The organism is Yersinia massiliensis CCUG 53443 (assembly GCF_000312485.1).
GTDB classification, from domain to species: Bacteria; Pseudomonadota; Gammaproteobacteria; order Enterobacterales; family Enterobacteriaceae; genus Yersinia; species Yersinia massiliensis.
The window spans coordinates 1,534,723-1,548,372 of sequence record NZ_HE997643.1 but is presented as its reverse complement, the minus strand read 5'-3'; the positions used below and the strand labels follow the sequence as shown (position 1 = coordinate 1,548,372).

Genomic DNA, 13,650 nt, shown 5'->3' with positions numbered 1-13,650 from the left:
TTTATTAATCCCACACAAGAGAGCACATTTATGAGTACGAATCCCTCAGTTCTTATTACTGGCGCATCATCAGGCATTGGTGCTACCTATGCTGAACGCTTTGCATGTCGTGGGCACGATCTGGTCTTAGTGGCCCGAGATGGTGCGCGAATGGCGACTTTGGCGGCCCATCTTCGGCAGGAATATGGCATTGCCGTGGATGTTTTACCGGCGGATCTGACCCAGCCGGCAGAACTTGCCACGGTAGAGGCGCGACTGCGTGATGACCACCATATTGGGATTTTGGTGAATAATGCTGGCATGAGTATTGCGGGGCATTTTATCGAGCAGAATACCGACGATATTGAGCGTTTAGTTGCCCTGAACACCACAGCTCTTGTTCGGCTAGCCAGTGCGGTCGCCCCCCGTTTTGCGGCGGCGGGTGAGGGAGCCATCATTAACATTGGTTCAGTGGTGGGTTTGGCACCTGAGCTAGGTTTGAGTGTTTATGGTGCCACCAAGGCATTTGTGCTGTTTCTTTCCCAAGGGCTTAGCCTTGAGCTGGCAGAGAAAGGGGTTTACGTTCAGGCGGTGCTGCCAGCAGCCACGCGAACGGAGATTTGGGAACGCTCAGGTTCTGATATCAGTGCCCATGCGGCGGTGATGGAGGTAGGCGAGTTGGTCGATGCTGCGCTAGTCGGTTTTGATCGCCGTGAATCAGTGACGATCCCTCCGCTGCATAACGTTGAACAGTGGGAGGCGCATCAAAGCACACGGCAAGCGATGTTGCCCGGTTTTGCACAAGAACACCCTGCCGAACGTTATTTATCATCATCATGCGTATAGACTGAATGGCTGATAAATCATTAGTCGCTTTAGGCAAATCGGTTTTGAAAGCGCTTGAAAAAATAAAATAAACGTACATCGAATTTGTAAAGAATGTAGGGAAAAGCTGGGGACGGAAAAAAAGCAGAGATGAGAAAAAATCTACAGAAATATATAGAAGAATATGAAAACTATGAACCACAACCGTTCGTTCATTGTAATGCAGGAGTTGGGCGGACTGGTGCACTCCTTGTTGTTCTACAACTATTGAAAGAGAACAATAAACTTACTGTCGATGAAATCATTATGGAGATAAGGAAAACAGGCAGCCAACGAATGGTGCAAACACAAAAACAATACGATTTGCTGTTGGGGGCCGCAGCACTGATTAATGCAACGAAGGTTGAGAATGCTAAGAAGCTGTCAGTTTGATCTATACAAAAAAAAGCAAAAAAAACCGCTTAGTTTCCTAAGCAGGCTTCTTTAATTTGGCTCCTCTGACTGGACTCGAACCAGTGACATACGGATTAACAGTCCGCCGTTCTACCGACTGAACTACAGAGGAATCGTGTGAACGAGGCGAATAATAGCGGGGGTCATGGTGTTTGTCAAAGTAGAAAAACGTTAAAAATGCGCGTTTGCTGAGAGAATGAGCTTATTGGCTTGTTTTTCAGCAAACTCACGCCTTTTTAAGCGAGTTATTCCTCTTGTTAAGCGGCTCACATTATTCAGTCTGCTCAAGCTTCGCATCCTCGTCGGGATAAGGTATAGTTCCGCTTTTTGCGAGGTATCAATGCTGACTCATTCATCCATTCGACTGAATAAATACATTAGCGAGAGCGGTATCTGTTCTCGCCGCGATGCCGATCGTTACATCGAACAAGGAAATGTTTTTATTAACGGCAAGCGTGCCACGGTAGGTGTTCAGGTATTTGCTGGGGATGTGGTGAAAGTTAACGGTCAGACTATCGAGCCGCGTAATGAAGAAGACTTGGTGTTGATCGCGCTCAATAAGCCGGTTGGCATTATTAGCACCACGGAAGATGGCGAGCAGAATAACATCGTTGATTTTGTTAACCACAGTAAACGTGTTTTCCCTATTGGGCGTCTGGATAAAGACTCGCAGGGGTTGATTTTGCTGACGAATCACGGGGATTTGGTCAATAAAATCCTACGTGCGGGCAACGATCATGAAAAAGAATACATTGTCACCGTCAACAAACCCATAACCGATGAGTTTATTGTCGGCTTGGGGGCGGGCGTTCCTATGCTGGGCACGGTGACCAAGAAATGCAAAGTGAAGAAAGAAGCCGCCTTTGTGTTTCGTATCACTTTGGTACAGGGACTTAATCGCCAAATTCGTCGCATGTGTAAGCATTTTGGCTATGAAGTCACCAAACTCGAACGTGTTCGCATCATGAATATTAACCTGAAAGGGTTGCCGCAAGGCGAATGGCGAGACTTAACCGATGATGAACTTATTGAGTTATTTAAACTGATTGAAAATTCATCGTCTGATGAGAAGCCGGCAAAAAAACCACAAGCTAAGCCAGCAGCCGCGAAAAAAGTGAGTGCGAGCGGGCCGAAGAAAGTTGAAAAACCTGAGGGTAACGCCGCTTCGCGTAAGCGTTTTGCCCAACCAGGGCGCAAAAAGAAAGGGCGTTAAATCTGTATTTTTGCCATCAATCGCTGAAAGTCACTACGTGATTGGCGAAATCCTTTAAGTATCGACCGTGGCGAGAGGATGCCATCGCGTAGCTCGCCACGGTAAGTGGGTTATTGGACGAATATATTTCGTCCTTTAACCGCAGTAAGAAATGACAAGTTACGGTGTCACCTTCAATAACTGACTGTTTTTAACCTCATTCCCCGCATCATTGAAATAGATATAGTCCAAGGCCATGTTACCGCTGAGTGAGGTTGGTGGGTGCTCAAACTGGTATTGGCGATCGGCAAATGGCACGACCATCATGTCCATTTCTTGGGCGACCAAATAGCTTCTATTCTTGTCATGCAACTGAATCTGGCCGAAAGAGACGTGATAGGGCGTAGGGTTATGAACCGTCACCACGTATTGATTATTTTGTTTTTTGAGGCTGAAACTGACTTTCTTCATCGCTTCCGGCAGTGTTGGTGTGAGTCCATCAGGGCGATAGAAAATCTTCATTTGGGTGTTCATCGCCATAGCAACCTGAGCGTGAGCATCGCTATCACGCCGAGTTTTGGGGGGGATCTCATACAGATTCAGCCAGTAAACTGACTCTCTGTCCTTGGGAAGGCTTTCCCCCTTATTGATAATGCGTAATCCCTGTGCCCCACCCGGTTGCATTTTGAAAACAGCAGGTAGCACCATAAAGGGAGCTTGGGTCTGATCTGGGGTGCTGTCCACATCCCCATCATCAATCCACGTTTGTACCACGACGGGATAATCATTAGTATTGGCCAGCATCAAGGTGTGTTCACGCGATTCAGGCAGATAAATCATGCGTGTCGCGCCAGCGATTAATCCGGCTATCGCCTGCTGATTGAGGCTGAATATCAGTAAAATTAGGCAGCAGTATCTCATTGTATTTTCACCAAAACGTATGCAGTTGCATCGATTTTACCGGCTGTCGGGGTACCATTCGGTAATTTTTTCAGGGTCGCGATGAAGTGATGAGAGTAATCGTTGAAACCGGCAGCACTACTGCCGTTGTCGCTGGCACCGGTTAAGACCGGATACCAACCGGCTGCGGTGGAACCGGCGACACAATTATTGACGCAGCCCCCCCAACCGACAAAATTCATGGCTGCGCCAGTACTATCACTCAAACTGATACCAACGCCAGTGGCAATACTGTTATCAGTACCGTAATTATCGGACAGCAGATAACTCACGCCACCCGCCGAATTCACTAGCCCTAACCCCTGCGCCTTAAGGTAACCGGGTAAAGAAGTTTGGATGCCCATTGCAGTTTGCCCGCTATTAATGCCTGATTCGGTACCAGACTGGCATTCAATATCGACAGTAATATCGGCGCTGCGTGTTTGGTTATCGTTGAGTTCATTGACGGTGATGATCGGGAAAACGACATAAGGGGTCACGTTACGCACCACACAGGTATTTTTACGTGTCAGGATAGCGTTCGGTGAGGTGTTCATGCCAAATGCCATATAGCGGCCAGTTCCCCAAGTTTGATAATTAGTCGCTGAGTCATAACCCGCTTCCGGTACGGGCATGCCGGGGCCTTTGAATACCACATAACCATTAGGCTGATTACAGGTGTAGCTGCCAGAATAATTATCCGTTGCTGGCCCAGGGCATCCCCAAGAAGCGGGGCCAGGGGTGCGGTCTACTAAGCCGACTTTTTTTAGCTCTGCGCGGATTTGGCTGAAATGCTTGCCTTTGATCTGAATTTTATTGCCCACCACATCGTATTTTCTAAGGGGGACTTGCTGCCAGATGCGGGTGAATTCAATGCCTGAATCGACATGGATCAGTTTCAATGCGGTATAAGGGAAGAACGTCTGGAAATAGTTACTTCCCATATTGGTGTAACCCCCCACATTACTGTCGCCATTAGTGGCGAAGACTTCGAAAAGGCTATCTTTATCTGCAAGGTCGCATTCATAAATAACGGCTTCAGGGTCTGGCCAGAACCGTGCTGGGACTAAGCTAATAATGCTAGAAGCCAGAATTGAACCGACGGGCTGAATGTGATTGCTCGTCATATTGATATTGCCAAGCTGTAATGAGGCACCGTAGTTATCGCCGCCGATGTTAGCGCCTTTCCAAACACATTGCGCGTAGCTGGGCAGCGCCATGCACAGTAAAGTGAATGCTAAAAGTAATCCCATTTTCTGTAAGCCAAGTAGGCATCGTCGGTATAGTAAGGCAAAAAGGTTGGTCATAAGATTCATGCTATTTCTCTAATTTAATGCGAAGTCGCGACGCACAAGGCATCAAGCTTATAAAGTTGTTTATCATTCTTGGGTGTACCTATATCGAAATCTAATTGGCAACGCTCATTTTTGTTATCGCCCCATACCAGAATAAGTTCTCCTTGAGGGGTTTCGGCCCTTAAATACGCTTGGCTAGCTTGTCCGACCATACCCACCTCATGTAGCGAGCTAGAATCATCGTGGTTTTTATCGTCATGATGGGTGTTGTTATCGTCATTATGGGTGCTATAAACCACCGCCCCCATGGGCACTTGGCTGCCGTCTGCGAGCTTGACGGTCATCAGTACGGGATATCCACGTAATGTGCGAAACGCCACTTTCACCGTCGAACCAGCATAAGGCGCAATTTGCCTTTCGCCGTCACGCAGTTCGGTATTGAAATCCATACCTTCAGGATCGAGCGTAATCGTGTTGTAGCGATAGGGGGTTAAGGTCGGCACTAAGGCATAACCTAGGCTGTCAATACGCGCGCCTTGCCCATACATGACTTTGGCCCCACTGGCGCCTTTAGCTTCGATTAAGGCAAAGGTGTCGCTTAGGTATGGCCCGAGCGTGACGCCCCCGCTGTGTACAGCCACTGAGCCTCGTGCACTGGCAGAGCCTTGCCAATAACCTGGGCTACTGGAGGCGCTGCCGCTTAAACTGGTCACCGGTAGGCGTTTTTGTAAACTACCGCTGAAGGTATTGGCTTTGCTTTGTTCACTGCGGGCAAAGTCCACACTGTAACTGGCCGATTGATCCTCACCCATCACACCTGATAATGAAGTCTGATAGCTTGCACCGCTGGTTTTGCTGTTCACCGCACCGGCAGAAATATAAGGTGCGCGAGGGCTACCACCCAACGGAAATGAGATAGACATCTGCACCACGGTTTCACTCGTTCCCAGAGTCATCGCGCCATTGGCCGCGGGTAGGCCACTTCCTGGATCGACAAAATAGGTTTCATTGCTGCCACCGCCCGTTTTTTGTTTTGAGACCGCAATATTGAAACTGGTATTCCGCCATAGGGTATTGGCATAACCTAACTGCAACTGGTTATCTCGCTTGCGGTCGCTTCGGTAATCTAGTGAGGAAGCGGTTAAATAGAGTGAGCCATAGCTATCTAAACTCTGATTAAGCGAAATCTCAGTTCGACTACGCTGCCGGTAAGTATCCGAGTTCCATGCCTTACCATAACTGGCGGCTCGAACACCTAGCACATCGCTCAAATCTCGATAGCCTTCGGTTGAATAACGATAACCTGCTACCGAGAGAGTGGTGTTGGTCGCGGCAAAAGTTCGGCTGAACGCCGCGCGGGCCATCCAACCGCTTTGTTGCTCATCATTGGGTAAACTGGCTTTTGAAAAAGTGGTATCTAGCCCCAAGGCTCCAATATAGTGGGTAAAAACGCCACCTAGCATGATGGCTTGATAGCCTGATGCCAGACGTAGACCGGTGTTCGCCGTAATGGCATTACTGACACCACGTTGATAGGTCAGCTCACCGAATACCTCGTGATCGCCCACATCACGAACTTGGCCCGCCGCAAAACCGTAGCGCGAATAGCCAGGGCGCAATGACTCAGGTACTGAGGAGAACGGCACTTGAAAAGTACTCAAGCTGCCATCGGCCTCTTGAATTTCTACGGTCAGGTCACCACCAAAATTGGTGGCGGACAGGTCATCAAATTCAAATGGCCCCGCCGAGACGGTACTTTGATAGATGGGCCGACTATTTTGATAAACCGTCACCTTGGCGTTGGTTCGGGCGATACCGCGCACAATGGGCGCATAGCCACGCTGCGATTCAGGCAGCATGCGATCATCCGTTGAGAGCGCAATGCCGGTGAACCCCATGCTAGAGAAGAACTGACCGCTACTGAATGTCTGGCCAATAGTAGCTTCACTGCCAATAGCGGGAAGTGCACGTTGGCTGTACAGTCGATTTGAGGTCCAGTCGGCTCCTCGATTCTGGTCATAACGCAGAGAACCTTGCTGGCGAAAACGCCACATACCGGCATTGAGGCCATTGGTTAAGCTGAGGTAACTTGAATCTGTGGCGCGCTTTATACCATCTTTATTATAGCCCACGTGATATTGGTTGAAGTTGTAATTACTGAAACCAATGGTATCGCCGTAAGTGAGATTGCGTGGGTCGACATAGCCACGTGGCATTTTTTTCACGAATAATTGCGGAACCGAGAGATCAAAACGTAATTTGGCGTAATCAAATTGATAATTGCTGGCAGGCAGAATCGCTTTGAAATCGATGCAGTTGTCTTCCATATCGGCTTTTTTTAATGCCGTCTCTTCCACACCCGCTTGGAGTAACTGTGCACCGGACAAGCAAGGAACAACATCGTCACCTTTCTCGATAAACATAATCTCGATACGATCAACAAATTTGTTGTTCATATAAAGATCGACCTGATAATTGCCAGCTTCAAAACTATTTTTTTTGTTAAACCGAGCGATCGAACCTAAACCGAGCGATGAACCACGTAATAGCGCATCCTCAAACACGTATTCGTCTTGATTATGCTCATCTGCGGCTGACAAACTATGACTGACTAACAAGCCATGCGCTAGCAAGCAGGGAAGCCAGGGGGAAAACCTCACGGATTATCCCTGGGCCTTAGGGGGGGGCTGGCTTATCATTCTCGGGCCAATTACAAAAGATAATGGCTTGGGATATTCGTGCCATAATCATTAACCACATTGAATGTCAGTTGCTCACCTTTCTTGGCTTTGACCCCATCAGGGAGCGCTAAATCAGTGGTCGAGTTAGGCGGGAACATTTCACTTGTGGCAAACGAAATGGTTTTTCCCTCGCTCACCAGTTTGGCATCACGAAGACTGATATAATAAGCCGTTGGGTTCTGTACTTTAATTTTATTACCGTCAGTGCTATCCAATGTCACTTGGACTTTTTCACCCAATGTATCGACATTTTCTTTTAAAGCCGCAGGGCGATAAAATACTTTGAGCCGGTTATTCACGATCAAAACCAGCTTATTATCAGTTTGGGTATCGGCTTTTAACGCAGGGATCTGCAAAAAGTTAAGATAGAACACGGATTCACGATCTTTAGGTAAATTACGCTCAATGTATGACAGTCGGACGACTTGCCCACTTTGAGGTTCCATACGAAATATCTGTGGTGTCAACGTGAAGGGAACATCGCTTTTTGATGGTGAAGATTGATTGCTTCCATCATCCATCCATAATTGAACTAAATTAGGATGGCTATCTTTATTACTCAGTTGTAATACTTTTTCCCGAGTGCCTTCAGGATAAATGATACGAGTCCCTGTCATGACAACACTGGCTTTGGTCCATAAGGGTACGCCGCTAAGCAGCAACAACGAGCAGGCGATTATTTTGTGGGCAGTCAGTGTCATAATGCTTATATATCCTTGCTTTGCTCTGGTTTATTTAGGCTCCGTTACCGGTTGGCCAACATACTCATGAAATAAACTCATTTCATGAGTAGTCAGGGGTAGGTGATGGCATATTGAGCTGAAGCAATGACACTCCCTGCCGTCGCACGACCTTCTTCCGTAATGTATTGTGCTGCTAAATCTTGTGATGCGGATGTTGCACCTGCGACCAGCGTAATGCCGGGGACTTCAACGCTGCCCCCAGACATACGAATCGGTGCGCCATTAGTATCAAGCAATTGAATTGCAACATTGAGTGCTGTACCGACGTTCCCCAAGTTGCCACCACTTGTCACGTTCATTCCTTGAAAAACCGAACTGATTTTGGTGTCTTGGATGGCAATATTGCAGCCGGTGAGGTTAATCGTGAAATTGGTTTTACCCGCCACAGCATTCACTTGATTTAGGTTGCTTGTGGAGACTGTGGGTAACAGAACAACGGGAGTGTTAGCGGTGCCGTTAATATCAACCATGCAAGTTTGTTCAGCGACTTCACCTTGAAACTTAATGGTATTATTAGAGGTCGCAGCTAACGCCATACTCGGTAGGGTAAGTAGCGCCAATGTGACTAGAGTTTTTCCCATGTAATACCTACTTAGATTTATCATTTATATTTTTAGTGAACGAAAATCTTTAGCATTCAGCAGAATGAGCGATCATTAAGTTGAATAAGATGATTCATTTTTCAGATTTTGTTATTCAATTTCTGTGCCGGCCCAGTGTAGAGGGAAATGAAGTTCAGTAGAATGAGAGACGTCCTTGTTTTGCATCTGAAATATCCTACAAAACATGTAGGAAGAGATCTGGTTAAAATTAGAATAATAATTAAGTCTTTAAATATCAACTTACTATAATGAGTGGTTTTTGCGACGATATCATTATTATTCTATCGAAAACTTGATTATTAGCGGGGATGGAATAAAAAACCCGCCAGCGGTTTTGACGGGTTTTTTAGTCGCGAGTGATTTTTAATTTCTATTTTACAGTATTGTCACTACCTATTTCTGTGTAGTAGGAAACTAACTGGGTTAATAGCAGATTAGCCTCGTTTAACAATCTCAGATAATTGGCTTTATGAGTAATAACCTTAGCCTTATCATGAGCCAGTAGCAGCGGCTCAAGCTCAATACAACTCTCTACCAGAGTATGCGCGTCGATCAGTTGCACACTGCCCTTAATCCTGTGCACCAAACGGGCCATCTCTTCATAAATATCTGCGGGGGCTGAAGTGCTATCACTTGCGACCAACTTGTTGTAGTGCTGTGTCATTGCTTCCGTATCTTGTAAATGACTTTCTAGCAACGATTGTACTAACTGCAACCCTACCTCAGTATTTCCACCCGAGAGCGAATTTAATTTTTCTCTCGCTGCCCCAACAGGGGATTGTGACAATCTCGGTGTTGCGCTGTTTTTCAATTTCACGTTCTGAGCATTCGCGATAGGGCGGCCACTTTCGCCACTGTCAGAGATAATCTCTTGACGCAGCAGAACCGTCCGTAAGGTATCGATGGTGATCGGTTTAGTCATGCAATCATTCATGCCAGAATCAGCACAGCGGCCAGCGCTCTCTTCACGAGCATCTGCTGTGCAGCCAATGATGACCATATCTTTGATGGTGGGGCTATTACGAATATGCGAAGCCAGTTCGTAGCCATTCATCAGTGGCATATTGTAATCGGTGATGACCAAGTCAAAACTATAATGCTGCAATATTTGCCAAGCTTCCGCACCATTCTCTGCGCTCATGATCTGCTCGATACCGATAAAGGCGAGCTGTTGCTGGAGCAATTGACGATTAGCTGGCAAATCATCCACCACCAAAACACGTAAGTTCTTTAGCTGCGTGAGCTGTTTTTCATCAGCATGCAGAATATTCGTATCTTGTGGTAAGTCATCCTCAGTGGCAATTTCCAGCGGCAAGGTAATAAATAGGCTCGTGCCTTTACCTAACTGACTTTCTAAAATAATTTGTCCACCCATCTTATGGATCAACTGGTGGCATATCCAAAGCCCCAATCCTGATCCACCGAAGCGCGGTGATTTACCTTCGTTCGCCTGACTAAACGGCTGGAACAGGTTTGCCTGTGCAGCCAAAGAAATGCCGATACCCGTATCCGTAATATCGATATTCATGACGCCCTGTTTACCGTCCGTCGGCTCCCAAGTGACATCGACAGAGACACCGCCTTGTTCAGTAAACTTCAGCGCGTTGCCCAGTAAATTACCCATCACCTGTCGGACTCTCAACATATCAACCATCAGCAGTGGCGGGATTTGTTCATCCACCCAAGCAGAGAATCGTAGCCCACGTTGATCGGCGATAGGCTGATAGAGTGTGAACATCCGTTCTATTTCTTGACGGAAATCAACCACTGCGGGATGAACGCTCAGTTGGCCGGCTTCAATTTTGGCTGAGTCAATAATGTCATCTAATAGCAGCATCAATGATTGCGCAGTCTTAGATACGGTGACCAATGTATCTTTTTCGACCGGTTTCTCACTGCGAATTTCTAACTCCAGTAAGCCCATAATGGCATACATTGGCGTGCGCAATTCATGGCTGATGGTTGCCAGAAAAGTACTCTTGGTTCGATTAGCACTGTCGGCTTCGACGCGCGCGGCTTCCAACTCACGTTCTACCGTTTTACGCTGACTAATGTCTAACCAGCCACCCAGCAAACTACGTTCCGCGTTATCCAGCGGAATAATCCACAGGAAGATATCCCGTAGTTCTTCATTAATTTCCAAGGATAAATCGACCATTTCTGGTCTTCTATCCAACAAAACATTTTGGCAGTATTTATCTATCTCGCGATCGAGTTGGTTCGTCATCGGCCAGTGGGCTTGCTCATTGTTCTGATTGAGCATGTCATTGAGCTTATCTTGATGCGCAGCCGCAAAGTGGCTGTTATGTACGGCGAGTTCCCCTTGGGCCGTGCGAATAAATACGGCGAAGGGCAAGGCATTAATGATAGATTCTTGTTGCAGTAAACGGGTGTGTAACAGCTTAGCTTGACGGCGCTTATTGAACACCAAATAGCAAAGATATAAACCAAAGATAAGTAACAGCCCTGAGCTAATTTTCAGTGCTAGCATCAGTAATTCGTTATCTAAGTTATCGTTATCAAAACTCACCGGGTTAGGTTTGAATGTGCTCCATTCGCTGAGCAGATTGTCGAGTTCTTCAGGCGGAATAGACTCAATGACTTTATCAACGATGGCTTTTAATTCGGGTAATTTGGGATTGATACCAAATGCCATCATCAGTGGTTCTTCACCGGCCACTGCAACGGTTTTGATTTTAGGGTTAAAATTTTGTGCTGATAAATAGTTAGCTGTCATCATATTTTTGACGATAGCGTCTACTTTTCCCTGCTGTAACCAACGTACCAAGGTCATCGTATCGGGAGCTTCGACAAAGGTTATCTTCTGGGCTAAAAGAGGATTACCCACAATACTGTTGGAGGCACTTCCTGATTGTATGCCAACCCGCTTCCCAGCCAGGTCTGCCACATTATTGATGTCAATGCGGTCTTCACGGGTCAGTATGCCCCATAGGGACTGGGCGACAGGTGATGAATAAAGATTATTGCCATATTGGCCGTTGCGTACGGCGACAATCGGCAACATATCGATTTTACCGGCGATAAAATCACGAACACCTTCAGCCGAATCTTTGGTGTAAATTGGCTCAAATTTAAGGCCGGTTCGACGTGCAATAATATCGATTAAATCAATGGAGAAACCCGCCATTAATCCTGTTTGACGGTCACGGAAGATCAGTGGTGCGAGATCAAGTGGGGCAACGTAAGTGACGACTGGGTGGCTCTGAATCCAGCTCACCTCTTGCTCAGTCAACAGCAACTGAGCGTCAATGTTGTAATGGGGCTTGCTGCCAAACCAACGCTGCTGAATATCACCGGTCGCTCGAGTCGGTAACAGTTCGATAATCTGATTAATATATTCAATCAGTTTTTTATTACTTTCCCGCGCGAGAAAAGTATAGGGGGCAGGGTGGTAAGGGGCAAAGTTGCGAATCTGCAACGTTAGCAACTGTAATTGGTCAATCAAATAGTTGGCAGATGTGGCATTCGAGACGAAGACGTCGGCATTACCATAAGCGACAGCGAGCAGCCCTTGTAATTGGTTAGGATAGGCGACAATTTTGTCAGCATGGTAATTAAATAAAAATTCAGGTGAAAGGGGTTCATTATTAACGATAGCCACCGTTTCTGGATGGGTACGCTTGGTTGGATCCCAATTCTTACTGCGAACTTCGACATGCCGGTTAGTAAAGAAAGCATGGGAAGCGATCAGCCCAGGTTGAGCAGGCATGGGGGTCCCAGCCATTAAATCAATCTGACCATTCTCGAGAGCATTCAAAACTAATCCGTAATCACAATAGCCAATCATCTCAAACGATAGCTGGCTCGCATCGCTCATGATTTTCAGATAGTCGGCAACAATTCCTTCAATGGAATTATCATCGCGGTTAACGACGAAGGGGGTGTTGGCATCAACGACGACACCCACTTTCACTGTGCGGCGACTTGACTGGCGTGGATCGGTAGAAGGGGTCAGTAATAAGTCTTCACTATAACTATTGGCGATGCTATGTATCGTTAGGGGCTGGCCTGTGTCACATCCTTGTCGCCCAGCCGTTACAGCCGCATGAAGCTGCCCGCTAAGGAATAGCAGACAGCACAATAAAATACGTAAGGAAAACCAACTACGCAGAAATAACTTGATTCGCCGCAGGCCAAACCAAGCTGAGCTACACCAAGTTATGGGTATGTGCATAATCAGCGAGCTCAATGACAGAACTTAGCCCTAACTTGGTCAGGATTCGTGTCTTATAGGTGCTGACAGTTTTGTTACTGATAAACATTTCGTCGGCAATTTGTTTATTAGATAGGCCATTCACCAGATAACGTAAAACATTAATTTCGCGTTCTGATAACAAACGAGCCCGATTGACAGGATCATGGCTAGAAGGCTGGCCTGCTAATTGGGTTAATGCTTCAGATGGAAAGAATGAATACCCACGTAATACGTTCTGTGCCGCAAAAAGAATTTCGCTAATATCTTTATTTTTACTGATAAATCCGTTGGCACCCGCCTGTAATGCGCGCACGGCAAAAACTTGCTCATTTTTGGCTGACAAAAATAAGGACTTACCCGTAAAACCACGTTGTTGCAGTTTTTTTAGTAATGAAAAACCATCGAAATTGGGTAATTCAATATCAATGATAACTAAATCAACGGGGTTGTTTTTTAATAGTTCAAGAGCTTCACTACCATCGACTGATTCATAAATTGTTGAAAATTCATTGCTTTGTGATAGCAGTGCGCGAATGGCTACACGAATAGCTGGGTGATCATCAACTATCATCACTGATTTTGTCATGTTTTCTCCGTACACCGTTATATCTTGGGATTAGCAGGGGTATTTCACTACTTTTCACTTGCACCGAATGACTTCAAAT

General features: G+C 46.5%; 10 protein-coding genes and 1 tRNA gene. 3 read left to right on the top strand and 8 right to left on the bottom strand.

Features of this window, described 5'->3' with window-relative positions:
* The first annotated feature begins 30 nt into the window (after positions 1-30).
* Together BN68_RS06980 and BN68_RS06975 are read left to right on the top strand one after the other, a co-directional pair.
* Positions 31-825 carry an SDR family NAD(P)-dependent oxidoreductase gene (locus BN68_RS06980; protein WP_019210445.1) on the top strand — a complete coding sequence of 265 codons (795 nt, stop codon included), beginning with the start codon at positions 31-33 and terminating at the stop codon, positions 823-825.
* 129 nt (positions 826-954) lie between these two features.
* Positions 955-1,236, top strand: coding sequence for a protein-tyrosine phosphatase family protein (locus BN68_RS06975; protein WP_019210444.1), 282 nt, complete (start codon positions 955-957; stop codon positions 1,234-1,236).
* Positions 1,237-1,293: 57 nt separating this feature from the next.
* Here the strand turns inward: BN68_RS06975 and BN68_RS06970 are convergent.
* Positions 1,294-1,369, bottom strand: a tRNA-Asn gene (locus tag BN68_RS06970).
* A gap of 228 nt (positions 1,370-1,597) precedes the next feature.
* On the opposite strand from BN68_RS06970, the gene rluF reads away from it, so the two are divergent.
* Positions 1,598-2,470: a 23S rRNA pseudouridine(2604) synthase RluF gene (gene rluF, locus BN68_RS06965; RefSeq protein WP_019210443.1), complete on the top strand. Its 873-nt coding sequence runs from the start codon at positions 1,598-1,600 to the stop codon at positions 2,468-2,470.
* A gap of 159 nt (positions 2,471-2,629) precedes the next feature.
* On the opposite strand, the gene BN68_RS06960 is transcribed toward rluF, so the two are convergent.
* The 7 genes from BN68_RS06960 to BN68_RS06930 all read right to left on the bottom strand — a co-directional run bounded on the left by BN68_RS06960 (position 2,630) and on the right by BN68_RS06930 (position 13,571).
* Positions 2,630-3,370: a fimbrial biogenesis chaperone gene (locus tag BN68_RS06960; protein ID WP_019210442.1), complete on the bottom strand. Its 741-nt coding sequence runs from the start codon at positions 3,368-3,370 to the stop codon at positions 2,630-2,632.
* A complete protein-coding gene (locus BN68_RS06955) occupies positions 3,367-4,641 on the bottom strand; it encodes a fimbrial protein (RefSeq protein WP_042806419.1) in 1,275 nt (424 codons plus the stop codon). The genes BN68_RS06960 and BN68_RS06955 overlap by 4 nt, the downstream gene beginning before the upstream one ends.
* Before the next feature lie 77 nt (positions 4,642-4,718).
* Positions 4,719-7,343 (bottom strand): fimbria/pilus outer membrane usher protein, encoded by a 2,625-nt coding sequence (locus BN68_RS06950; protein ID WP_019210440.1) that lies wholly within the window; start codon positions 7,341-7,343, stop codon positions 4,719-4,721.
* 50 nt (positions 7,344-7,393) lie between these two features.
* On the bottom strand, positions 7,394-8,125 hold the full coding sequence (locus BN68_RS06945) for a fimbrial biogenesis chaperone (RefSeq protein ID WP_019210439.1): 732 nt from the start codon (positions 8,123-8,125) through the stop codon (positions 7,394-7,396).
* Positions 8,126-8,217: 92 nt separating this feature from the next.
* Positions 8,218-8,748: a fimbrial protein gene (locus BN68_RS06940; protein ID WP_019210438.1), complete on the bottom strand. Its 531-nt coding sequence runs from the start codon at positions 8,746-8,748 to the stop codon at positions 8,218-8,220.
* Positions 8,749-9,139: 391 nt separating this feature from the next.
* Positions 9,140-12,964, bottom strand: a complete 3,825-nt coding sequence (locus BN68_RS06935) for a response regulator (protein ID WP_019210437.1) — start codon at positions 12,962-12,964, stop codon at positions 9,140-9,142.
* A complete protein-coding gene (locus BN68_RS06930) occupies positions 12,939-13,571 on the bottom strand; it encodes a response regulator transcription factor (protein ID WP_019210436.1) in 633 nt (210 codons plus the stop codon). The genes BN68_RS06935 and BN68_RS06930 overlap by 26 nt, the downstream gene beginning before the upstream one ends.
* Between the last annotated feature and the right edge of the window lie 79 nt (positions 13,572-13,650).

Excerpts from the sequence above, each read along its gene's own strand:
- BN68_RS06980 (WP_019210445.1), top strand. The coding sequence starts at position 31 with ATGAGTACGAATCCCTCAGTTCTTATTACTGGCGCATCATCAGGCATT.
- BN68_RS06975 (WP_019210444.1), top strand. The coding sequence starts at position 955 with ATGAGAAAAAATCTACAGAAATATATAGAAGAATATGAAAACTATGAA.
- rluF (WP_019210443.1), top strand. The coding sequence starts at position 1,598 with ATGCTGACTCATTCATCCATTCGACTGAATAAATACATTAGCGAGAGC.
- BN68_RS06960 (WP_019210442.1), bottom strand. The coding sequence starts at position 3,370 with ATGAGATACTGCTGCCTAATTTTACTGATATTCAGCCTCAATCAGCAG.
- BN68_RS06955 (WP_042806419.1), bottom strand. The coding sequence starts at position 4,641 with ATGGGATTACTTTTAGCATTCACTTTACTGTGCATGGCGCTGCCCAGC.
- BN68_RS06945 (WP_019210439.1), bottom strand. The coding sequence starts at position 8,125 with ATGACACTGACTGCCCACAAAATAATCGCCTGCTCGTTGTTGCTGCTT.
- BN68_RS06940 (WP_019210438.1), bottom strand. The coding sequence starts at position 8,748 with ATGGGAAAAACTCTAGTCACATTGGCGCTACTTACCCTACCGAGTATG.
- BN68_RS06935 (WP_019210437.1), bottom strand. The coding sequence starts at position 12,964 with ATGCACATACCCATAACTTGGTGTAGCTCAGCTTGGTTTGGCCTGCGG.
- BN68_RS06930 (WP_019210436.1), bottom strand. The coding sequence starts at position 13,571 with ATGACAAAATCAGTGATGATAGTTGATGATCACCCAGCTATTCGTGTA.